The organism is Serratia sp. NCCP-200, from assembly GCF_059697885.1.
Genome location: NZ_BAAKUJ010000011.1, coordinates 1 through 21,498, shown reverse-complemented (window position 1 = coordinate 21,498; position 21,498 = coordinate 1). Strand labels below are relative to the sequence as shown.

General features: G+C 55.1%; 19 protein-coding genes. 7 read left to right on the top strand and 12 right to left on the bottom strand.

All coding sequences use genetic code 11. The features are described from left to right. Positions 1–12 precede the first annotated feature (12 nt). The 6 genes from rbsD (at position 13) to rbsR (ending at position 5,828) form a co-directional block, all read left to right on the top strand. Entirely contained in the window at positions 13–432 is a 420-nt protein-coding gene (rbsD, locus tag AC6HVW_RS24340) for a D-ribose pyranase (RefSeq protein WP_021181445.1), read from the top strand. A gap of 7 nt (positions 433–439) precedes the next feature. Continuing rightward, on the top strand, positions 440–1,945 hold the full coding sequence (gene rbsA / locus AC6HVW_RS24335; RefSeq protein WP_021181446.1) for a ribose ABC transporter ATP-binding protein RbsA: 1,506 nt from the start codon (positions 440–442) through the stop codon (positions 1,943–1,945). Between the two features lie 6 nt (positions 1,946–1,951). Continuing rightward, positions 1,952–2,920 (top strand): ribose ABC transporter permease, encoded by a 969-nt coding sequence (rbsC, locus tag AC6HVW_RS24330; protein ID WP_071682650.1) that lies wholly within the window; start codon positions 1,952–1,954, stop codon positions 2,918–2,920. Between the two features lie 25 nt (positions 2,921–2,945). After that, positions 2,946–3,833, top strand: a complete 888-nt coding sequence (gene rbsB, locus AC6HVW_RS24325; protein WP_021181448.1) for a ribose ABC transporter substrate-binding protein RbsB — start codon at positions 2,946–2,948, stop codon at positions 3,831–3,833. A 62-nt stretch (positions 3,834–3,895) separates the two neighbouring features. Continuing rightward, positions 3,896–4,822, top strand: a complete 927-nt coding sequence (rbsK, locus tag AC6HVW_RS24320) for a ribokinase (RefSeq protein ID WP_071682649.1) — start codon at positions 3,896–3,898, stop codon at positions 4,820–4,822. 4 nt (positions 4,823–4,826) lie between these two features. After that, positions 4,827–5,828: a ribose operon transcriptional repressor RbsR gene (gene rbsR / locus AC6HVW_RS24315; protein ID WP_071682648.1), complete on the top strand. Its 1,002-nt coding sequence runs from the start codon at positions 4,827–4,829 to the stop codon at positions 5,826–5,828. On the opposite strand, the gene mdtD is transcribed toward rbsR, so the two are convergent. The 5 genes from mdtD to ibpA form a co-directional block, all read right to left on the bottom strand. Then, positions 5,825–7,243 (bottom strand): multidrug transporter subunit MdtD, encoded by a 1,419-nt coding sequence (gene mdtD, locus AC6HVW_RS24310; protein ID WP_059199295.1) that lies wholly within the window; start codon positions 7,241–7,243, stop codon positions 5,825–5,827. The genes rbsR and mdtD overlap by 4 nt on opposite strands. 37 nt (positions 7,244–7,280) lie before the next feature. Then, positions 7,281–7,970: a FadR/GntR family transcriptional regulator gene (locus AC6HVW_RS24305; protein WP_024484665.1), complete on the bottom strand. Its 690-nt coding sequence runs from the start codon at positions 7,968–7,970 to the stop codon at positions 7,281–7,283. 553 nt (positions 7,971–8,523) lie between these two features. Beyond that, positions 8,524–10,182: a putative transporter gene (locus tag AC6HVW_RS24300; protein ID WP_071682676.1), complete on the bottom strand. Its 1,659-nt coding sequence runs from the start codon at positions 10,180–10,182 to the stop codon at positions 8,524–8,526. A gap of 167 nt (positions 10,183–10,349) precedes the next feature. Further along, positions 10,350–10,778 (bottom strand): small heat shock chaperone IbpB, encoded by a 429-nt coding sequence (gene ibpB / locus AC6HVW_RS24295; protein WP_021181373.1) that lies wholly within the window; start codon positions 10,776–10,778, stop codon positions 10,350–10,352. A 70-nt stretch (positions 10,779–10,848) separates the two neighbouring features. Beyond that, positions 10,849–11,262, bottom strand: coding sequence for a small heat shock chaperone IbpA (gene ibpA / locus AC6HVW_RS24290; RefSeq protein ID WP_021181374.1), 414 nt, complete (start codon positions 11,260–11,262; stop codon positions 10,849–10,851). A 304-nt stretch (positions 11,263–11,566) separates the two neighbouring features. On the opposite strand from ibpA, the gene AC6HVW_RS24285 reads away from it, so the two are divergent. Then, a complete protein-coding gene (locus tag AC6HVW_RS24285) occupies positions 11,567–11,926 on the top strand; it encodes a YceK/YidQ family lipoprotein (RefSeq protein WP_021181375.1) in 360 nt (119 codons plus the stop codon). On the opposite strand, the gene AC6HVW_RS24280 is transcribed toward AC6HVW_RS24285, so the two are convergent. The 7 genes from AC6HVW_RS24280 to dnaA form a co-directional block, all read right to left on the bottom strand. Beyond that, on the bottom strand, positions 11,927–13,207 hold the full coding sequence (locus AC6HVW_RS24280; RefSeq protein ID WP_071682675.1) for a YidR family protein: 1,281 nt from the start codon (positions 13,205–13,207) through the stop codon (positions 11,927–11,929). A 75-nt stretch (positions 13,208–13,282) separates the two neighbouring features. Next, positions 13,283–14,023, bottom strand: coding sequence for an acid phosphatase (locus tag AC6HVW_RS24275; protein ID WP_186486402.1), 741 nt, complete (start codon positions 14,021–14,023; stop codon positions 13,283–13,285). A gap of 329 nt (positions 14,024–14,352) precedes the next feature. After that, the gene (yidA, locus tag AC6HVW_RS24270) at positions 14,353–15,168 is read right to left on the bottom strand and encodes a sugar-phosphatase (RefSeq protein WP_186486403.1); all 816 of its coding nucleotides are present in this window, start codon (positions 15,166–15,168) and stop codon (positions 14,353–14,355) included. A gap of 125 nt (positions 15,169–15,293) precedes the next feature. Beyond that, on the bottom strand, positions 15,294–17,708 hold the full coding sequence (gene gyrB, locus AC6HVW_RS24265) for a DNA topoisomerase (ATP-hydrolyzing) subunit B (RefSeq protein WP_059199267.1): 2,415 nt from the start codon (positions 17,706–17,708) through the stop codon (positions 15,294–15,296). 18 nt (positions 17,709–17,726) lie between these two features. Continuing rightward, positions 17,727–18,812 carry a DNA replication/repair protein RecF gene (gene recF / locus AC6HVW_RS24260; RefSeq protein WP_179250969.1) on the bottom strand — a complete coding sequence of 362 codons (1,086 nt, stop codon included), beginning with the start codon at positions 18,810–18,812 and terminating at the stop codon, positions 17,727–17,729. 154 nt (positions 18,813–18,966) lie between these two features. Further along, positions 18,967–20,067, bottom strand: coding sequence for a DNA polymerase III subunit beta (gene dnaN, locus AC6HVW_RS24255; RefSeq protein WP_021181393.1), 1,101 nt, complete (start codon positions 20,065–20,067; stop codon positions 18,967–18,969). Between the two features lie 5 nt (positions 20,068–20,072). After that, positions 20,073–21,467 (bottom strand): chromosomal replication initiator protein DnaA, encoded by a 1,395-nt coding sequence (gene dnaA, locus AC6HVW_RS24250; protein WP_021181394.1) that lies wholly within the window; start codon positions 21,465–21,467, stop codon positions 20,073–20,075. Positions 21,468–21,498: the final 31 nt, after the last annotated feature.

Genomic DNA, 21,498 nt, shown 5'->3' with positions numbered 1-21,498 from the left:
TGGAGTTTACTCATGAAAAAAGGCGTACTACTGAATTCTGACGTTTCTGCGGTGGTCTCTCGTCTCGGCCACACCGATCAGATCGCGATTTGCGATGCAGGCTTGCCGATCCCGGCCGTGACGCCGCGTATCGATCTGGCGCTGACCCAAGGGGTGCCGACATTCTTACAGGTTGTAGGCGTGGTGACGCAGGAAATGCAGGTAGAGAGCGCCATCCTGGCGGAAGAGATCGTCAAGCATAACCCGTCGCTCCACGAGGCATTACTGGCTCAACTGACTCAGCTTGGCCAACACCAGGGCAATACCATCAGCATCAGCTATATCAGCCACAGCGCGTTTAAAGCGCAAACCGAACATAGCCGGGCCGTGATCCGCAGCGGAGAATGTTCGCCCTACGCGAACGTGATCCTGTGCTCCGGCGTAACTTTCTGAGGCGCCTATGCAACCTTTACTGCAACTGAAAGGGATCGATAAGGCCTTTCCCGGCGTGAAGGCGCTTTCTGGGGCCGCCCTGAGCGTTTATCCCGGCAGGGTGATGGCGCTGGTGGGGGAAAACGGTGCCGGAAAGTCCACCATGATGAAAGTGCTGACCGGTATCTACAACAAAGATGCGGGCAGCCAATATTTCCTTGGCAAAGAAGTGGCCTTCAACGGACCGAAGGATTCGCAGGAAGCGGGTATCGGCATCATTCATCAGGAACTGAACCTGATCCCGCAGCTGACCATTGCCGAGAACATCTTTCTTGGCCGCGAGTTCGTTAACCGCTTTGGCCGCATCGACTGGAAACGCATGTATGCCGAAGCGGACAAACTGCTGGCGCGTTTGAACCTGCGCTACAGCAGCCACCGGCTGGTGGGGGAATTGTCGATTGGCGATCAGCAAATGGTGGAAATCGCCAAGGTGCTGAGCTTTGAATCCAAAGTGATCATCATGGATGAGCCGACCGATGCCCTGACCGATACCGAAACCGCCTCGCTGTTTAAAGTGATCAACGAGCTGAAAGCCGAAGGCCGCGGCATTGTTTATATCTCCCACCGCCTGAAAGAGATCTTCGAAATCTGCGACGATGTGACCGTATTCCGTGACGGGCAATTTATTGCCGAGCGGCCGGTTGCCGAATTGAATGAAGATTCGCTGATTGAAATGATGGTGGGTCGCAAGCTGGAAGAGCAGTATCCACGTCTGAATCTGCCGCGCGGTGAAAAACGCCTGCAGGTGAGCCACGTTTCCGGCCCTGGCGTGCATGACGTCAGCTTTACTTTATACCGCGGTGAGATTTTGGGTGTGGCTGGCCTGATGGGGGCTGGGCGTACCGAACTGATGAAGATCCTGTACGGAGCGGCGCCACGTAAAAGCGGCACCGTGAATCTGGACGGCCATGAGGTGGTGACTCGTACTCCTCAGGACGGCCTGGCCAACGGCATTGTCTATATCTCCGAAGACCGTAAGCGCGATGGCCTGGTGTTGGGGATGTCGGTGAAGGAAAACATGTCGCTGACCGCGCTGCGCTACTTCAGCCGCGCCGGTGGTGGCCTGAAACATGCCGACGAGCAGATCGCCGTCAGCGATTTTATCCGCCTGTTCAATATCAAAACGCCGTCGATGGAGCAGCCGATTGGTTTGCTTTCCGGCGGCAATCAGCAAAAAGTGGCGATTGCCCGTGGCTTGATGACCCGGCCAAAGGTACTGATCCTCGACGAACCGACACGCGGCGTCGACGTCGGGGCCAAAAAAGAGATCTACCAGTTAATCAACCAGTTCAAGCAGGAAGGGCTGAGCATCATATTGGTGTCTTCGGAAATGCCGGAGGTGCTGGGCATGAGCGACCGCATTCTGGTGATGCATGAAGGTCACCTCAGCGGCGAATTCCCGATTGAACAGGCCACCCAGGAAGTGCTGATGGCAGCAGCCGTTGGCAAGCAATACGGCGTAAAGCAGGAGTAATCAGATATGAGTTCACAAAGTGTTGCAGCTAAGCGCTGGTTCAGTAAAGAGTGGCTGTTGGAGCAGAAATCGCTGATTGCCCTACTGGTGCTGATTGCCGTGGTGTCTTCGATGAGCCCGAATTTCTTCACCGTTAATAACCTGTTCAATATCCTGCAGCAAACCTCGGTGAACGCCATTATGGCGGTCGGCATGACCTTGGTGATCCTGACTTCCGGCATCGATCTGTCGGTCGGATCGCTGTTGGCGCTGACCGGGGCGGTAGCCGCTTCGATTGTCGGATTTGAAGTCAATGCGGTGGTGGCTGTTGCAGCTGCGCTGGCATTGGGGGCTGCGGTAGGGGCCTGCACCGGCATAATCGTGGCCAAAGGCAAGGTTCAGGCATTTATCGCCACCCTGGTGATGATGCTGTTACTGCGCGGCGTAACCATGGTGTATACCAACGGTAGCCCGATCAATACCGGTTTTACCGACGTTGCCGACACCTTCGGCTGGTTCGGGATTGGCCGCCCGTTGGGCGTTCCGACCCCGATCTGGATCATGGCCATCGTGTTTATCGCCGCCTGGTATATGCTGCATCACACCCGTCTTGGCCGCTATATTTATGCGCTGGGTGGCAACGAAGCGGCTACCCGCCTTTCCGGTATCAGCGTCGATAGAGTTAAAATCATCGTTTACTCCCTGTGCGGCCTGTTGGCGGCACTGGCTGGGGTCATTGAAGTGGCGCGCCTGTCCTCTGCGCAACCTACTGCGGGTACCGGCTATGAGCTGGATGCTATCGCCGCGGTGGTGCTGGGTGGTACCAGCCTGGCGGGAGGTAAAGGGCGCATCGTCGGTACCCTGATCGGGGCGCTGATCCTTGGCTTCCTGAACAACGGTTTGAATTTACTGGGTGTTTCTTCCTACTACCAAATGATCGTGAAAGCAGCCGTTATTCTGCTGGCGGTTCTGGTAGACAACAAAAGTAACAAGTAACCTCTCCCCTACAGGAATCACGACCATGAAAATGAAAAAACTGGCAACCTTAGTTTCGGCCATCGCGTTAACCGCCACCCTGAGTGCTAACGCCCTGGCAAAAGACACCATCGCGCTGGTGGTTTCTACGCTCAACAACCCGTTCTTTGTTTCGATGAAAGAAGGGGCGCAGTTGGAAGCCAACAAACTGGGTTACAACCTGGTGGTGCTGGATTCCCAGAACAACCCGGCGAAAGAGTTGGCCAACGTGCAGGATCTGATGGTGCAGAACCCGAAACTGCTGCTGATTAACCCAACCGATTCTGACGCGGTAGGTAACGCCATCAAGATGGCCAACCAGGCCAAGATCCCGGTCATTACGCTTGACCGTATGGCAGCGAAAGGCGAAGTGGTCAGCCATATCGCTTCCGACAACCGCGTGGGCGGTAAAATGGCCGGTGACTTTATCGCCAACAAAGTAGGGGCCGATGCCAAAGTGATCCAGTTGGAAGGCATTGCCGGGACATCTGCTGCCCGTGAACGTGGCGAAGGCTTCCAACAGTCACTGGAGCAGAACAAGTTTAAACTGCTGGCCAGCCAGCCGGCGGATTTCGATCGCACCAAGGGTCTGAACGTGATGCAGAACCTGCTGACCGCGCATCCAGACGTGCAGGCGGTGTTTGCACAGAACGATGAAATGGCACTGGGCGCGCTGCGTGCATTGCAAACCGCTGGTAAAACGGATGTCATCGTCGTTGGCTTTGACGGCACCGCAGACGGCGTGAAAGCGGTTGAAGGCGGTAAACTGGCTGCCACCGTGGCACAGCGTCCGGATCAAATCGGTGTGATTGGCGTAGAAACGGCAGATAAGATCTTGAAAGGTGAGAAAGTACCGGCGACTATCCCGGTTGATTTGAAACTGGTTACCAAGTAAGTCATCTCCAGCGCCATCGGAACGGGGCGTGACGATGGCGCGCAATTTAAGGGATCCCTGTGATGGAAACAGCAAAGCTGGTGGTTTTGGGCAGCATCAATGCCGACCATATCCTCAATATCAACCACTTTCCCCAGCCGGGCGAAACGGTGATCGGCCAGCAGTATAAGGTCGCCTTTGGTGGCAAAGGGGCTAACCAGGCGGTGGCTGCCGGGCGCAGCGGTGCGGATATCGCCTTTATTGCCTGCGTAGGTGCAGACGATATTGGTGAACGTATTCGCCAACAGCTGGCAACCGATCGCATTGATACCCAACCGATTGAATCTATTGCCGACAGTACTACCGGCGTAGCGCTGATTTTCGTCAATGCCGAAGGCGAAAATGTGATTGGTATCGATGCCGGTGCCAACGCGGCGGTCACTCCCGAATATCTCAACCGCTATCGGCAACGGGTTATCGATGCCGATGCGCTATTGATGCAGCTTGAGTCACCGCTGGAGACGGTGATTGCCGCCGCCAAACTGGCCAAGCAGCACCAAACCCAGGTGATCCTCAACCCGGCTCCGGCCTGTGAGCTGCCTGACGAACTGCTAGCCATGGTTGACATGATCACCCCGAACGAAACCGAAGCCCAGCGGCTGACCGGTATCGCGGTGAATAATGACGCTGACGCCGAACGTGCCGCCAACATCCTGCATGATAAAGGCATCGGCTGCGTGATTATCACACTCGGTAGTCGTGGCGTATGGTTGAGCGAAAACGGTAAAGGCAAACTGGTTCCGGGCTTTAAGGTCAAAGCGGTGGATACCATCGCGGCCGGTGATACGTTCAACGGTGCTCTGGTTACTGCTTTGCTCGAAGGTAAAGTGATGAGCGATGCAGTGCGTTTCGCCCATGCGGCGGCGGCCATTGCTGTTACACGGCCGGGTGCACAGCCTTCCGTGCCATGGCGTGAAGAGATTGACGCCTTCTTGCAGCAACAGGGATAACGCTTTGGCTACCATGAAAGATGTTGCCCGCCTGGCGGGTGTTTCAACCTCGACGGTCTCGCACGTGATCAATAACAATCGCTTTGTCAGCGACAGCGTGCGTGACAAAGTCATGGTGGCCGTGGAACAGCTAAACTATGCCCCTTCCGCACTGGCGCGTAGCCTGAAACTCAATACGACGCGCACCATTGGTATGCTGGTGACCTCCAGCAATAACCCGTTTTATGCCGAAGTGGTGCGCGGCGTGGAACGCAGCTGCTACGAGCGTGGCTACAGCCTGATCCTGTGCAACACAGAGGAAGATGTGGCGCGTATGAACAGCAGCATGGAAACGCTGTTGCAAAAGCGGGTGGATGGCCTGCTGGTGATGTGTACCGAAAACCACCGCCCTTCGCAGGATGCGCTGAGCCGCTACCCCTCTTTGCCGATTGTGATGATGGACTGGTCGCCGTTCGAAGGGGCCAACGATATCATTCAGGATAACTCGTTGCTGGGGGGCGAAATGGCTACCGATCATCTGATCGCTCGCGGCTATCGCCAAATCGCCTGTATCGCCGGGCCGCTGGATAAAACGACCGCGCGCCATCGCTTGGAAGGTTATCGCCGCGCCATGAAGCGTGCCGGCCTTGAAATCCTGCCGGGCTATGAGGTGTATTGCGACTTTGAGTTTGAAGGGGGCGTGCATGCCATGAAGCAGTTGCTGGCGTTAGCCGAACCTCCTCATGCGGTGTTTGCTGGCAACGATGCTGTCGCCGTCGGCGTTTATCAGGCGTTGTATCAGGCCGGGCTGGTGGTACCACAAGATATGGCCGTGATGGGGTACGACGATATCGAACTGGCCAAATATCTGGCTCCACCGCTCAGCACCATTCATCAGCCCAAAGATTCGCTAGGGGAACTGGCGATCGATGCACTCATCAATCGCCTGCAAAACCCTGAACGGGATGCCCAGATCCTGGTGCTGACGCCAGAGCTGGTGGAGAGAGACTCCGTCGGTTGCCGCTAACTGGTAGCCTTCGCTTCTTTGCGTGATTTCTCTTTGCCGGTGATCAGGTTATTGCCGTCTTTTCTTCTTAACAGCATAAAGACGAAGGCCGAAGCAACGGTCACTATCCCCATGGTAATAAAGGTGTAGTGGAACTGATCGATCATGGTGCCAATCCCCATTGAACCATAGAAGCGCAATACGGCGGCGCTGATCGCCACGCCAAAGCTGATAGACAGTTGTTGCGTCACTGCCAATACGCTATTGCCTGAACTGGCGTTGCCATCGTTCAGGTCTGCCAGGCTGATGGTATTCATGGCGGTAAACTGCGTCGACATCGCCATCCCTAGAACAAACAGCGGCAAAATCATCAGCCACAGCGGCATACCTGGGCTTTGCAGAGAGAACTGCGCAATCAATACGCCGATAATGATAGTGATACCTACCAACGTCTTACGATAGCCGAACCAGCGCAACACCTGGGTAACGGTAGACTTGGCCATCAGGGAACCCACCGCCGTCGGGGCCATCATGCAACCGGCGACAATCGCCGAATAGCCAAAGGCCACCTGCAGCATCAACGGCATCAGGAAGGGAACGCAGCCAGTCCCTAGCCGCGAGGCCACGTTACCGGCAATGCCGACGGAAAAGGTACGGGTCTTGAACAGATCCAGCCCAATCAGTGGCTGAGCGTGGCGGCGGGCGTGAATGATATAGCCAAACAGCATCACAAAGCCGCTCAGGAACACCCCCAGAGAAATGTAATTGGCCAGTACCTGCTCGCCGAACAGCTCCAGGCCGGTGGAGATAAGTACCAGGCTAAGGCCAAACAGTATAAAACCGATGAAATCAAACGGCCGCTTTGGCGTGGTGAAGTCTGGCATATATTTACGGGCGTAGACGATGCCGAGCAAGCCTATCGGGATGTTAATCAGGAAGATCCAATGCCAGGTGGCGTAAGTAACCAGCCAGCCGCCAAGCAGTGGCCCCATTATTGGTCCAACCAGGCCAGGCATGGTGACAAAGTTCAGTACCGGCAACAGCTCACTACGCGGATAGGCCCGCAACAGGGCAAGGCGTGCTACCGGCATCATCATCGCGCCGCCAATCCCCTGTAAAATACGTGAGGCAACCAGGAAACTCAGCGTTGGGGACAAGGCACACAATAGCGAGCCAAAGGTAAACAGGGATACGGCGATAATAAATACTCGCCGAGTACCGAAGCGATCGGCCAGCCAGCCGCTCACCGGGATTAGCATCGCAACCGTCAGGGTGTAACTGATCACCGCAGACTGCATCGCCAAGGGGGAACGGTCGAGGCTGTGGGCTATCGCCGGTAAGGCGGTATTGAGAATAGTGGCATCCAACGCCTGCATAAAGAACGCCATCGCGGCGATCCAAGGCAACCCTGCCATGCTGCGTGCAGATTTTGTCATCGTGATCCCATTTTCCTTCTATATATAGCTGCGGAGTTTACGCATTTCCCTGCAACAATGTTTGGCATGCTGTGAGGGCTGCGGTGCTGTCACTGGCGACTATGGCATCCACAATGGCCTGATGGTGTTGCAGCTTAATCACTTCATTACCGGTGATCGCCCGGAAATAGCTTTGATACACCGAGCTGAACAGGTTGGCAAACGAGGTGAGAAACGGATTGGCGCTGGCTTCATAGATCAGCTGGTGGTACTGGGTATCGACTTCAATCCAGCGTTCGCGGTCAAAATCCACGTGTAGCGCCTGCATTTCTGCCATCAGCGTGACCAATCGCGTCTTTTGCTCCGAGGTGGCGTTGATGGCTGCCAATGAACAGGCCTGAGGTTCCAGCGACGTGCGTAGGATAAGGAAGTGCTGCATGACCTGGTCGAAGTTCTCCCTGGTCATCCACCAGGTCAGCAGATCCTGATCGAGGAAGTTCCATTGGCTTTGGGGCATGACCCTGGTGCCGATGCGGGGGCGCGGTAGCAGCATGCCTTTGGCCGCCAGCATTTTTACCGCTTCACGTACCGCAGTGCGGCTGACGCCAAACTGTTCTGCCAAATCCATCTCGCCTGGCAGGATGCTGCCGGCTTGATATTCACCGGCCAGGATCTGTTGGCCGAGCTTTTCTGCCAGCAGATAAGAAAGATTACGCTGTGCGGCCTGTTGTTGAGCATCGAATTGCATGGCTGCGGTTCCTTTAACTGCATTGTTATCTTTCATTTTACGCCAGGGAGCGCCAGCTTTTACGGCTGTTTTCGGGAAAAAGTGTCAAAAACGACGAACAAGACAGCGTTTTGCCGAAAAAAGCCGCGCTTGAAAAGTTTTTTGCATTTAGGGGTTGCGGCGTTCTGAGAACTCCCTATAATGCGCCTCCACTGACCGGGAACAACGACTCCTCTAACGAGAACCAGTCGCCCAGCCAGGAAGTGTCAAGCCGGTGAAAACACCGAAATAAAGGTTGACTCTTCAGAGGAATCGCGTAGTATACGCCTCCTCGAGTTAGTAAGCGAAAGCGCGTAACTCACTGCTCTTTAACAATTTATCAGACAATCTGTGTGGGCACTCACAAGACGATATCCAGCTGCTTCGGCAGCAAAAAAATATAGGTCAAATGATGGGGTTATGGAAAAATATCGCGATCGCGACCTGCGGTCGCTAAAAAAGACTAACCCCACCTGAAAAAGTGGGGTTAGTCAGCAATCTGTGGGGCTCCGCAAGCGGAGCCCCTTTTTGCAGGTTACATTGCCCAGAACAGCACCGCCAACAGCTGCGGTGACATAATGCGTAGGAACATCGCCAACGGATAGACCGTGGCATAAGAGAGCGCTGCAGCGCCGCTGGTAGGGTGCAGGCCATTGGCAAAGGCCAACGCCGGGGGATCGGTCATTGAGCCCGCCAGCATACCGGAGAGCGTCAGGTAGTTCATCTTACCCACTACCCGAGCCAGAATACCTACGCTTATCAGCGGTATGAAGGTGATGAGTGCCCCGTAACCGACCCACGCCAGCCCATCGCCATGCAGCAGGGTATCGACAAAGTTGCCACCCGACTTCAGGCCAACCACAGCCAGAAACAGTACGATTCCCAGTTCGCGCAGCGCCAGGTTGGCACTGGGCGGCATAAACCAGTACAGCTTGCCGATGCTGCCGATACGCCCCAGGATCAGTGCCACCACCAGCGGACCACCAGCTAACCCCAACCGCAATGCTGCCGGGAAGCCGGGAATAAACAGCGGGATAGAACCCAACAGCACCCCAAGGCCAATGCCGATAAATACCGGCAGCATCTGCACCTGTTGCAGCTTCTGCTGGGCGTTGCCGACAATCGCGGCCACCGCCTCAATGGATTCTGGCCGCCCCACCAGGTTGAGGATATCCCCGAACTGCAGCGTAACATTGCTACCCGCCACCAGCTCGACCCCGGCACGGTTGAGGCGAGAGACCACCACCTCATATTTTTGCTTCAGCTCCAGATCGCGGATTTTTTTACCCAACACCTTTTCGTTGGTCACTACCGCACGAACCACTTGCAGTGAAGTCCCCCGGGTGGAGAGCGATACGTCGACTTCCTCGCCAATCACCAGCCGGGCATTTTCCAGCTTTTCGCGCTTGCCGACCAGGTGCAGGAAATCCCCCAGTTCCAGCGTCTCATGCGGGGCGGGCACCATCAGTAAATCACCGCGCTTGAGGCGCGAACAAATGATCTCATCACTGTTGAGCAACGGTACGTTCTTGATGGCCATGCCTTGTAGATTGGGGTTACGCACCGCCACGTTCATGGTCTGCAACAGTTCGCGATTGCTCCCCAGACTGTCTTCAAATTCCTGCGCTTCCTTATCGATATTGATGCGAAAGAACAGCCGGATCAGCCACATCACCAGCAGAATGCCGCAGATACCGAACGGATAGGCCATCGCATAGCCCATCCCCATGCGGTTAACCAGCGCCGGATCGGAACCCAGATCGGTGAGTATCTGCTGCCCGGCACCGAGCGCCGGAGTGTTGGTAACCGCGCCGGAGAACACGCCGAGAATGATCGGTAACGGCACGGCAAACAGCTTATGGACAATCGCCGCCACCACGCCGCCCACCAGCACCAACAGAATGGCAAAGCCATTGAGCTTGAGGCCGGAAACGCGCAGGGACGAGAAGAAACCAGGGCCAACCTGAATACCGATGGTGTAAACAAACAGGATCAGACCGAACTCCTGAATAAAGTGCAGCATGTCGCCGTTGAGAGTGATCTGGTAAGTCTGTGCAAAGTGTCCGACGATGATGCCGCCGAACAAGACGCCGCCTATCCCTAAACCCACGCCATACACTTTCCAGTTGCCAATCCATAACCCGAGAATAGCCACCAACGCCAACATGCTGACGGTCAGGGCGATATCACTCATACGTCACATCCTTACCCAAAGTTTAACAATCGGTATGCGATTAAATGCCTGCAATTAATAGGGATTCTGACATAAGGCGTAGGGGGGTAATGTGGGGTATGCCACAGAATGCGACGGGGGAGGCCCGAATGGACCTCCCCCGCAAGTTTTTGTGTTTTTTCAGCCGGTTATTTTGCTTCCAGCTCCGGAGTGCTGCCGATGCTGATGCGTTGTGGCTGCAAGGCTTCCGGCACGTGGCGTACCAGATCGATGTGCAGCAGGCCGTTTTCAAATTTGGCTTCGGACACCTGCAGGTGCTCTGCCAGGGTAAAGGTCAGGCTGAACTCTTTGCACACCAGCCCCTGATGCAGATACTCCACCTGTTTTTCCGGCGGTGTGGGGTTGCCACGCACGGTCAGGCGCGGGCCTTCCACTTCAATATCCAGTTCGCTTTGTTTGAACCCGGCTAACGCCAGGGAAATGCGATAGTGGTTATCGTCGCTTTTCTCAATGTTATAGGGCGGGAACCCTTGTGGCTCCTGGCCTCCCATTGAACTGGCCAGCTTGTCAAAACCGATCCATTGACGCAGAAGTGGGGATAAATCGTAGTTACGCATAATACTCTCCTTCCAAGAAGCGAGGTTTAAAGTTTGCCCCCTAACGGCAGGCACGGTGATACAACAACAATTACTTAATTTCGATCCGACGCGGCTTTAACGTTTCCGGCACGATACGTTCCAGATCGATATACAGCAGGCCGTTTTCCAGTTTGGCGCCTCTAATTTGAATATGCTCGGCAAGCTGGAATTTGCGTTCAAAGTTACGCTCGGCAATACCTTGATATAAATAGGTTCTCTCAGCAGGTTCGTTGGTGTGAGCCCCGCGCACAATCAACAGATTGTCTTGCGTGGTGATCTCCAGTTCCTGCTCGGCAAACCCGGCCACCGCGATGGCAATGCGGTAATGATTTTCATCAACCAGCTCAACGTTATACGGCGGATAGCCACCGTTACCCTGGCTTTGGCCAGCCTCAAGGGCGTTGAACAGACGATCAAAACCGATCGCGGAACGGTACAGCGGGGAAAGATCAAAGTTGCGCATAAAACAGCCTCCTAAGGCACTTCAGCGAGGTTGATAATGAAGCCTTCCATCATGGACAGGCTATAAGGCTTGAATTCCCTTACGGCAAATTCTTAATTTGGCCTTGTAAAGAAGATGGGGTTTGCTTTCCACATTTCAACTGGTGATGATTAAATAATTGCCAATGGAAACGGCGAAAATTTGTTTATCACATACACTCAAAGTGAGATAGCCGCCACAGTGCGGAATGTTGCATCTTTCAATGCTTTGGCTGGATGTTATAAATCAGCAAATTTCAGGGGATGTCTCCCCTCAGGATGGACGAATGAAACCAATAAAAAAAATGATAGCGACCGGTTGCCTGCTGCTGACCACTAACGGTTGCTCCAGCGTAGCCAGCCACACCGGGGCCGACCAGGGTTATTACTCCGGTACGCGCGCCAATGTCGATATGATGAAGAGCGAAGATACCAGTTGGGCCATGATGCCCCTGCTGGCGATCGACCTGCCCCTGTCGGCGGCGATGGACACCATTTTGCTGCCTTACGACTACCTGCGTTCTGGCAGCGATAAAGCGGCAGCCTCACCCAAAGCCCGTATCCAGCATGATGAAGAACGAAATCTGGCTGTCAGCGGCAATCCAGGCCAGGGCATGGCAACCTCGCCAGCACCGGCCGGGTTGTAGTTAAACCGCCACCACAAAAATCTGGTTAAACCCGGCGACTTCACGCATAAAGGCCACCTGTATGCCATCTGGTGAGAACACCACGGCGTCCCCCAGTGGTGGCTGCGCAGTCCGTTTGGTCAGGCGCTGCATATTGCCGTTGGCGATATCGCACAGCATCACGCTGTTATCACACACCAGCGCAATCTTGCCCCCCTGCGGATGCCAACTGAAGGCCGACTGGATGCTGTGATCCGATTGTGTCACCTGATTCGCCTCCCCGCCATTGGGGGAAACAGTCCACAGTTGCACTATGCCCCGATCGTCTTGCATCAGGAAGGCGATGGCACTGCCGTCTGGCGAACTCCGCAACCAATGGCGTGGCGTGGTGGCAACCCCAGGATAGTTGCGTTGGCCGGTATAGGTTAACCGCCGTTGTCGAACGCCTAACGGTGGGGCAGGTAAGGTCGTTGCCGTTCCCTGCAAGGGAGCCTCCCCGGCTTTGGCATAGTCGGCATCGTTTTCAGGTAAATCCACCACAAACACTTCCGGCAGCTTTTCCCCCTGCGGCGAGAGGGTATCGCCGATAAACGCCAACGCCCAACGCTGGCGGCTGCCATCGGGTTTGCTGTAGCCTTGCTCACCCACCCAGCCCTCTTCGTAAGCCCGATTGATTTGATCGCTGCCCGGCTGCGGGATTGGCGTGGTTGCGCTGACCAGTACGCAGTAATGGCTACCGTCGTATTCACGTGGGTGCTGCTTGGGCGGATTCACCCCTTGCAGCGGCACAGCTACGCCAACGTTGCGCAAATCCAGTGCCGGATCGAGTTCATGCATCACATGGTCGTTATAGGTGAAGCTCAGACGGCTACCATCTGGGCTGAAGACATGCACGTGGGTGCCGCCACGCAGCGCTCCTGGAGTATAGGGGGCGGTAATGTCCAATGCGTCCAGGGTGATCGCCAATTCACGATCCGGCTCGCTGACGATCACGCCACGGCGATGGTGGAAGTCATAATGCCAGAAGCTATCTGGGTGTTCCGGCCCATGGATAAACGCGTAGCGCGCTGGCTCATCCGGGCTCACCGTTACCACGCCGACATGGGCTCCATGCTGCGCCCGATAAACCACCTCTACCTGACCGCTGGCAACGTTCACCCGTTCAATACTCAGCCCGGTAAAGGATGCACCGCTTGGCCGTACATCATATGCCAGCCATTGGCCGCACGGCGTCCAGACGTTAATGTTGGTGAGTTGATGACCTCGCGGATCAAAAGTCAGCTGTCGTTCCTGATGGCTCATGGCGGCTCCTGTATACCGGCTGGCATAGAACCGCCATAGTACCCGATCGGCCTGGCTGTTTCACACCACCCAGGTTTAAGGCGCTTTTGCTAATCGCAGGTATTCAGCCTTGGCTTTTTGTAACTGGTCAACAAACGTTGGCTCGGCGTGTAAACGTGCCACGATAGCCGCCCCAACCAGGCGCCCGGCGCTGACGTCACTCTGCCAATGATAGCCGCAAATCACGCGGCTTTGTCCCATCTCATAACCCCGTTTGAGGATCTCCCCTTGGCGAGCAGGATTGATCTCCGCCAGCACGAGTGCGGTAGCCCAACCGATGCTCGTATGGCCAGAAGGGTAGGAGCCGTTGGTTGATAGCACACTTTCTTCTTCCGGGCGGCAGGTCGCCTGATGATAAAAAGCAAAAGGCCGGGTCCGCATATAATGCTCCTTGGCGCTGCGGGTCGCCAAATCACCGGTATCCTCACGCATTTTGGTTACCAGGCGATATAACTCTGGCGTTTTCTTGCGTGTTATTTCCATGCCGAAGGCGTTGAAAAATGCCAGTGGTATGCCATCGCCGTAAATCTGCGCATCGTTATAGGCCTGCTTGCCTCTTGGCGTATTCCTCAGCAACTTACCGGCGTCATACTGAGCTTTGTCATTGAGGAAATCGATACTGTCAACGGCCGGTGGCGGGGGCAATAAAGAGAGGCTATCAATAGACTGCGCTTCCTTAAGATAGAAGAAGTCCGGTACCGTCGTCACGTCTCTGGCGGCAAAGGATATTTGCGTCAAGGCAATATAAGCCAATGATGAAATTATGATTTTTTTCATATTATCTCCTAACGAACTTTATTAGTTGTTTTACAATATAGCGAACAAGCTAAAATGAAAGATGAAGTGATAAATAGCTATTTCGTCATTTAAAATACAATAAAAAATACAGATCGCAAAAATAATTTTTATTTATACCATTTAAATTAACGCGATTAATTAACGAGAATATTTATATTAATAAAATATGAACTCACTAGAAATTTTCTTTTAGGAGCGACTTAGTTATTTCAGTAAAGAAATAACACCAGCAGGCCATCAGCCATGAGGCGTTAATACCTGATTTACGTGGAAGCATCTAAGCCCCCAGGGAAGGGGGCTGGCAGGCATTAAACGTTCAGCACAAACTTCTCAATTGCCTGTGCGACGCCGTCTTCGGTATTAGTGCCGGTCACGTGCTGGGCAATTTCCTTTAATTCTGGAATAGCATTGCCCATCGCCACGCCAAGCCCAGCATACCCGATCATCGCAATATCATTAGCCTGATCGCCTAACGCCATCACGTTTTCCTGCTTGACGCCCAAATGCTCGGCCAGCATTCTGACGCCCGCACCCTTATCAACATTCTTATGCAGGATCTCCAGGAAGTAAGGGGCGCTTTTCATAATGGTGTAGCGATCCCAGGCCTCTGCGGGCAAGCGGGCTATCGCGCTATCCAGCAACTCTGGCTCATCAATCATCATCACCTTCGGGAAGCGCATGGTGCGATCCATCTCTTCCACGCTGCGGTATTTCAGCGGGATACCGGTCATCTGCGATTCATGGACGGTATATTTGCCAATGTCTTTATTTGGCGTGTAGAGGGTATCGAAATCAAAGGCGTGGAAATGTACGCCAAACTCCCGTGCCAACTGCTCAAAATAGAGGTAATCGTCAAAGCCGAGCGTTTCTTGCAGCACGCAGGCCCCGTCCGTCGCCTTCAGCACCAGAGCACCGTTATAGGTGATGCAGAAATCGCCCTCCCCCTGAATATCCAACTGACGCAGATAGTCCTGCACGCCGACATATGGCCGCCCGGTAGCCAGTACCACATGCACGCCTTTAGCGCGCGCGGCGGTCAGCGCCTGCTTTACCGCTGGCGTAATCTGGTGCTGCGGATTGAGCAGCGTACCGTCCATATCAATTGCAATCAGTTCAATAGCCATTCGAGCGTCTCCCAGTGGTTTTTTCTCATGCTAACGCGTTTCAGCTTGCCTTGTTAGTGCTAAAAACGGCATAAAAAAATCCGCGCGGGCGAACCGGCGCGGATTGTTAATAGCCAGATAAGGCGTTAGATATCGATATTCGCCGCTTTCAGGGCGTTTTCTTCGATAAAGGCACGGCGTGGTTCAACCGCATCGCCCATCAGGGTGGTGAACAGCTGATCGGCCGCAATAGCGTCTTTCACCGCTACGCGCAGCATACGCCGCTGATCGGGATCCATGGTGGTTTCCCACAGCTGGTCTGGGTTCATTTCGCCCAGCCCTTTATAGCGCTGGACCGACAGGCCACGGCGCGACTCTTTCACCAGCCACTCCAACGCCTGTTCGAAGCTGTCTACCGGCTGGCGACGTTCGCCACGTTCGATATAGGCATCTTCTTCCAGCAGGCCGCGCAGTTTTTCGCCCAACGCACAGATCCTGCGGTATTCACCACCGCGGATAAATTCAAAGTCCAGCGGGTAGTCTGTATCAACACCATGGGTACGGATACGCAGCACCGGTTCGAACATCTGGCGTTCACGGTTTTCAACCAGCACAGAACTGTAGCTGCTACCGTGCTGCTCGTTATCGTTGAGCAATTTCACCAGCGATTCGATCCAGCTTTCCACCTTGGCACGGTCGCTCAGATCGTCTTCGTTCAAGGTTGGCTGGTAGATCAGGTTGTTCAGTAACGCACGTGGGTAACGGCGTTCCATCCGGCCAATCTGCTTCTGCACGGCGTAATGCTCAGCCACCAGCTTCTCTAACGGCTCACCCGCCAAGGCTGGTGCAGAACCGTTGGTGTGCAGGGTCGCGCCGTCGAGGGCGATGGAGATCTGATACTGATCCATCGCTTCGTCGTCTTTGATGTACTGCTCCTGCTTGCCTTTTTTCACCTTGTACAACGGCGGCTGGGCAATATACACATGGCCACGCTCGATGATTTCCGGCATCTGACGATAGAAGAAGGTCAACAGCAGCGTACGGATGTGCGAGCCGTCGACGTCGGCATCGGTCATGATAATGATGCTGTGATAACGCAGTTTGTCCGGGTTGTATTCGTCACGGCCAATGCCGCAGCCCAGCGCGGTGATCAGCGTGGCAACTTCCTGTGAGGACAGCATCTTGTCGAAGCGGGCTTTCTCAACGTTGAGGATTTTCCCTTTCAGCGGCAAGATCGCCTGGTTCTTACGGTTACGGCCCTGCTTGGCTGAGCCGCCCGCGGAGTCCCCTTCCACCAGGTAGAGTTCGGACAACGCCGGGTCACGTTCCTGGCAGTCCGCCAGTTTGCCTGGCAAGCCAGCCAAATCCAGCGCGCCTTTACGGCGGGTCATTTCACGCGCTTTACGCGCCGCTTCACGAGCACGGGCCGCATCGATAATTTTACCAACCACGATCTTGGCGTCCGCTGGGTTTTCCATCAGGTAATCCACCAGCTTCTCGTTCATCAGCGATTCGACCGCCGTTTTCACTTCCGAAGACACCAGCTTGTCTTTGGTCTGGGAAGAGAATTTAGGATCGGGCACTTTCACCGAAACCACGGCAATCAGACCTTCACGCGCATCGTCACCGGTGGCGCTGATTTTGGACTTCTTGCTGTAGCCTTCTTTATCCATGTAGGTGTTCAGGGTACGGGTCATCGCGGCACGGAAGCCAGCCAGGTGAGTCCCCCCATCACGCTGCGGGATGTTGTTGGTGAAGCAGTAGATGTTTTCCTGGAAACCATCGTTCCACTGCAGCGCCACTTCCACACCGATATCGTCTTTCACGGTTGAGAAGTAGAACACCGTTGGGTGGATCGGCGTCTTGTTCTTGTTCAGGTATTCCACAAACGCACGGATACCGCCTTCGTAATGGAAGTGGTCTTCTCTGTCGTTGCGCTTGTCTTTCAGGCGAATAGAAACGCCCGAGTTGAGGAACGACAGTTCACGCAGGCGCTTGGCCAGGATGTCGTACTCAAACTCGATGTTATTGGTGAAGGTCTGGAAGCTCGGCCAGAAGCGCAGGGTGGTACCGGTCTGATCGGTTTCACCGACGACTTTCAGCGGGGCCTGTGGTTCGCCATGCTTGTAGGTTTGCTCATGGACCTTGCCTTCGCGGCGGATCACCAGTTCCAGCTTTTCTGACAGGGCGTTAACAACAGAAACGCCCACGCCGTGCAGACCGCCGGAAACCTTATAGGAGTTGTCGTCAAACTTACCGCCGGCGTGCAGTACGGTCATGATGACCTGTGCCGCAGACACCCCTTCCTCTTCGTGGATACCGGTTGGGATACCACGGCCATCATCCTGCACCGAGACGGAGTTGTCGGCGTGGATCGTCACCTGAATGTCGCTACAGTGGCCAGCGAGTGCTTCGTCGATAGCGTTGTCCACGACCTCGAATACCATGTGGTGCAGACCGGTGCCGTCATCAGTATCACCGATATACATGCCCGGACGCTTACGTACCGCATCCAGCCCTTTTAATACCTTGATACTTGAGGAGTCATAAGAATTCGACATCAACGTTTCTCGCTCATTTTAGTCCTGTGGTTGAACCTCTATTTTACCTTGTTCCACGCGGAACATCTTGCCCTTTTCACCCATCATGTCGGTTACTTGTTCAGCGCTTACCGCACTGACAAAAACCTGTGCCTGGGTGGCTTTCAGGCGATCGGCCAGCAACCGGCGACGGCCGGTGTCCAGCTCGGAGGCAAAATCATCAATCAGATACAGGCAACGCCGCCCGCTCTGGCGGGTGAGAAACTCACCCTGCGCCAAGCGCAATGCGCACATCAGCAGTTTAAGCTGACCGCGCGATAACAAATCCTCTACCGGCGTACCTTCGGCACGAATGCGGAAGTCCGCTTTATGCGGCCCCACCGCGGTATAGGTTAACGCCCTGTCGCGCTCAAACTGGCGCTCCAGCAGCTCTCCGTAGTCACTCTCTTTGTCCCAGCCGCGCTGGAAAGAGAAACTCAGGGCAAATTCGGGCAAAAACTGCGCGCAGGTCGCGGTGATATCCGCGGCAATTGCATCGCTGTAGGCTGCCCGCCACTCGCTGATACGCTCGGCCAACGGGATCAGTTCCTGATCCCAGGCGCGGATCTGCGCATAGCGATTGACCTGGCGCAGCGCGGCATTGCGCTGCTTCAGTAACCTTTTCAGGTTGCTCCAGGCGGTGAAAAAACCGGGTTCATTATGAAAACAACCCCAGTCCAGGAAGGCACGCCGATACTTCGGCCCGCCATTAAGCAGGGTAAAACCTTCGGGGGTGATCAACTGCATGGGCAATAGCTGTGCCAGTTCTGCCACCTTATGGCCATCGCTGCCATCGATGCGCACTTTGCTGTCACCCTGACGGCTTTTACTCAGTCCTACCGATAATTCGCGCCCGCTGCCTTCGATCCGGCCATGCAACACAAACTCCGGCTGATCGTGGCGGATCACTCGCCCGGCCTGCAGGCTGCGAAACGCGCGCCCATGACCAAGGGTATAAACCGCCTCCAGCACGCTGGTCTTGCCGCTGCCGTTGGCCCCCACAAGGAAGTTAAACCCCGGTGCAGGCGCCAGATCGGCAGATTCGATATTGCGGAAATCTTTAATCAGTAAACGCGTCAGAGCCATACTGTAGTTGTCTTAATCATCTAACAATCCAGGGCGTTATCGTCGCAGGTCATTTGCGTGCGGCCAGCGCACAGCAACCGCAGCGTACTTAAAGTACGTGAGGATTGCGAGCACTGCCCAATCGCAAAGGGGCAAGTAAGATAGCCCGATAATTCTACAGTCGCATTGGCATAACCACGTAGGCGGCGGACTTGCTGGCACCGTCCTCGATCTGCACGCTGGAGACGGAATCGGTCAGCAGCAGGCGCACATCTTCACACTTGAGCGCGTTCAGCACGTCCAGCACATAGCTGACGTTGAAACCAATTTCCATCTCGGTGCCATCATAGCTGACATCGAGGATCTCTTCCGCCTCTTCCTGTTCCGGGTTGTTGGCGGTGATCTTGAGCTGGTTCTGGCTGACGTACAGGCGCACACCGCGGAACTTTTCGTTCGACAGAATGGCCGCACGAGCAAACGCCTGCTTGAGCAGATCACAGCCCGCTTCCAGCGTTTTATCCGGGTTCTTCGGCAATACGCGGCGATAATCAGGGAAACGGCCGTCAACCAGCTTGGAAGTGAAGATAAAGTCACCGACGTGGGCGCGGATGTTGTTGCTACCAATCTGCACCCGTAGCGGCGTATCGCCACCGTCAAGCAAGCGGACCAGCTCCATCACCCCTTTACGCGGCACGATCACCGAATGGGTAGGCAACTGTTGGCCAATCGGCATTGAACACACCGCCAGGCGGTGGCCATCGGTGGCGACGGTGCGCAGTTCTTCCCCTTCGGTTTCAAACAGCATACCGTTCAGGTAATAGCGCACATCCTGATGAGCCATCGAAAATTGGGTGGCTTCAATCAGGCGCTTTAGCGTCGCCTGCGGCAAGGTGAACTCCACCTCGCTCTGCCAATCATCCAGATTCGGGAAGTCTATCGCCGGCAGCGTGGACAGTGAGAAGCGGCTGCGGCCAGAACGCACCAGCATACGGTCGCCTTCGAGGATCACCGTAATCTCCGCACCTTCCGGCAGGCCACGGCAGATATCAAAGAATTTACGCGCGGGGACGGTCGTCGCGCCCGCTTCATGGGGCTGAGACAGGGCAACGCGGGCCACCATCTCCATCTCCAGATCGGTCCCTGTCAGCAACAGGGAACCTTCCGTCACCTGCAGCAGCAGGTTACCCAGAATTGGCAGCGTCGGGCGGCCACCCAGTGGGCTGCTCACCTGTTGCAGCGGTTTTAGCAGATGCTCACGTTCAACGATAAATTTCATATGGGCTATGACGACAATGTTCTGATTAAATTGGAGAAATCTTCTTTGATGTCGTGACTTTCCTCACGCAGCTGCTCGATCTTCCGGCAGGCGTGCAACACCGTAGTATGGTCGCGGCCACCAAACGCATCGCCGATTTCTGGCAGGCTGTGGTTGGTGAGCTCTTTTGCCAATGCCATCGCCATCTGGCGCGGGCGGGCAACCGAGCGCGAACGCCGTTTAGACAGCAGGTCCGCGATTTTGATTTTGTAGTATTCGGCCACCGTCTTCTGGATATTGTCGATGGTGACCAGCTTTTCCTGCAACGCCAGCAGATCCCGCAGCGCTTCACGCACGAAATCGATGGTGATGGCGCGGCCGGTAAAGTTGGCGTTGGCGATCACCCGGTTCAGCGCCCCTTCGAGCTCACGCACGTTGGAACGCAGGCGTTTGGCGATAAAGAACGCCACTTCGCCCGGCAGACGGATATCGTTCTCGTCGGCCTTTTTCATCAGGATCGCTACACGGGTTTCCAGCTCCGGCGGCTCGATCGCCACCGTCAGGCCCCAGCCGAAGCGGGATTTCAAACGATCTTCCACCCCGTTGATCTCTTTTGGATAGCGATCCGAGGTCAGGATGATCTGTTGATTACCTTCCAACAGGGCGTTAAAGGTGTGGAAGAACTCTTCCTGTGAACGCTCTTTGTTGGCAAAGAATTGAATATCATCGATTAGCAACGCATCCACCGAGCGGTAGTAGCGTTTGAATTCTTCAATGGCGTTATTTTGCAACGCCTTGACCATGTCCTGCACAAAGCGTTCCGAGTGCATATAGACCACTTTGGCATTGGCCTTACGCGCCATGATGCCGTTGCCTACCGCATGCAACAGGTGCGTTTTACCCAGGCCGGTACCGCCATACAGGAACAGGGGGTTATAAGCGCCCCCCGGATTGTCTGCCACCTGCCGCGCCGCAGCACGAGCCAGCTGGTTAGACTTACCCTCAACGAAGTTATCGAAGGTGTGTTTGGGGTTGACGTTGGAACGATAGGACAGCTCAGGCGGCGGTGCCGCGTTGTCCCAGCTTGGGCGGGACGGTGCAGCCGTGCGCACCACCGGGGCTACCGGAGCGCTGTTGACGCTGGCCATCACGGGCTGGCTGAGGGTTTGTGTCAGTGGCTTGCTGCCCACCTCAAAACGCAACAGCGGCGCATCCGTACCGCAGAAATCATTCAACAGGCCATTGATATTGTTTAAGTACTTATCGCGAACCCAATCCAGCACAAAGCGATTGGGCGCATACAGCGCCAGGGTATTGTCACTCAGTTCCGCCTGCAATGGGCGTATCCACATACTAAATTCTGTGGCAGGTAACTCATCCTGCAATCGGGCAAGACACTGCTGCCAAAGCGAAAGTGACACGGCGGACTCCACTCGAACAAGATCAATAAAA

What these genes read in the sequence shown, in the direction of transcription:
- rbsD (WP_021181445.1), top strand. Translation starts at nt 13, where the DNA reads ATGAAAAAAGGCGTACTACTGAATTCTGACGTTTCTGCGGTGGTCTCT.
- rbsA (WP_021181446.1), top strand. Translation starts at nt 440, where the DNA reads ATGCAACCTTTACTGCAACTGAAAGGGATCGATAAGGCCTTTCCCGGC.
- rbsC (WP_071682650.1), top strand. Translation starts at nt 1,952, where the DNA reads ATGAGTTCACAAAGTGTTGCAGCTAAGCGCTGGTTCAGTAAAGAGTGG.
- rbsB (WP_021181448.1), top strand. Translation starts at nt 2,946, where the DNA reads ATGAAAATGAAAAAACTGGCAACCTTAGTTTCGGCCATCGCGTTAACC.
- rbsK (WP_071682649.1), top strand. Translation starts at nt 3,896, where the DNA reads ATGGAAACAGCAAAGCTGGTGGTTTTGGGCAGCATCAATGCCGACCAT.
- mdtD (WP_059199295.1), bottom strand. Translation starts at nt 7,243, where the DNA reads ATGACAAAATCTGCACGCAGCATGGCAGGGTTGCCTTGGATCGCCGCG.
- AC6HVW_RS24305 (WP_024484665.1), bottom strand. Translation starts at nt 7,970, where the DNA reads ATGCAATTCGATGCTCAACAACAGGCCGCACAGCGTAATCTTTCTTAT.
- AC6HVW_RS24300 (WP_071682676.1), bottom strand. Translation starts at nt 10,182, where the DNA reads ATGAGTGATATCGCCCTGACCGTCAGCATGTTGGCGTTGGTGGCTATT.
- ibpB (WP_021181373.1), bottom strand. Translation starts at nt 10,778, where the DNA reads ATGCGTAACTACGATTTATCCCCACTTCTGCGTCAATGGATCGGTTTT.
- ibpA (WP_021181374.1), bottom strand. Translation starts at nt 11,262, where the DNA reads ATGCGCAACTTTGATCTTTCCCCGCTGTACCGTTCCGCGATCGGTTTT.
- AC6HVW_RS24285 (WP_021181375.1), top strand. Translation starts at nt 11,567, where the DNA reads ATGAAACCAATAAAAAAAATGATAGCGACCGGTTGCCTGCTGCTGACC.
- AC6HVW_RS24280 (WP_071682675.1), bottom strand. Translation starts at nt 13,207, where the DNA reads ATGAGCCATCAGGAACGACAGCTGACTTTTGATCCGCGAGGTCATCAA.
- AC6HVW_RS24275 (WP_186486402.1), bottom strand. Translation starts at nt 14,023, where the DNA reads ATGAAAAAAATCATAATTTCATCATTGGCTTATATTGCCTTGACGCAA.
- yidA (WP_186486403.1), bottom strand. Translation starts at nt 15,168, where the DNA reads ATGGCTATTGAACTGATTGCAATTGATATGGACGGTACGCTGCTCAAT.
- gyrB (WP_059199267.1), bottom strand. Translation starts at nt 17,708, where the DNA reads ATGTCGAATTCTTATGACTCCTCAAGTATCAAGGTATTAAAAGGGCTG.
- recF (WP_179250969.1), bottom strand. Translation starts at nt 18,812, where the DNA reads ATGGCTCTGACGCGTTTACTGATTAAAGATTTCCGCAATATCGAATCT.
- dnaN (WP_021181393.1), bottom strand. Translation starts at nt 20,067, where the DNA reads ATGAAATTTATCGTTGAACGTGAGCATCTGCTAAAACCGCTGCAACAG.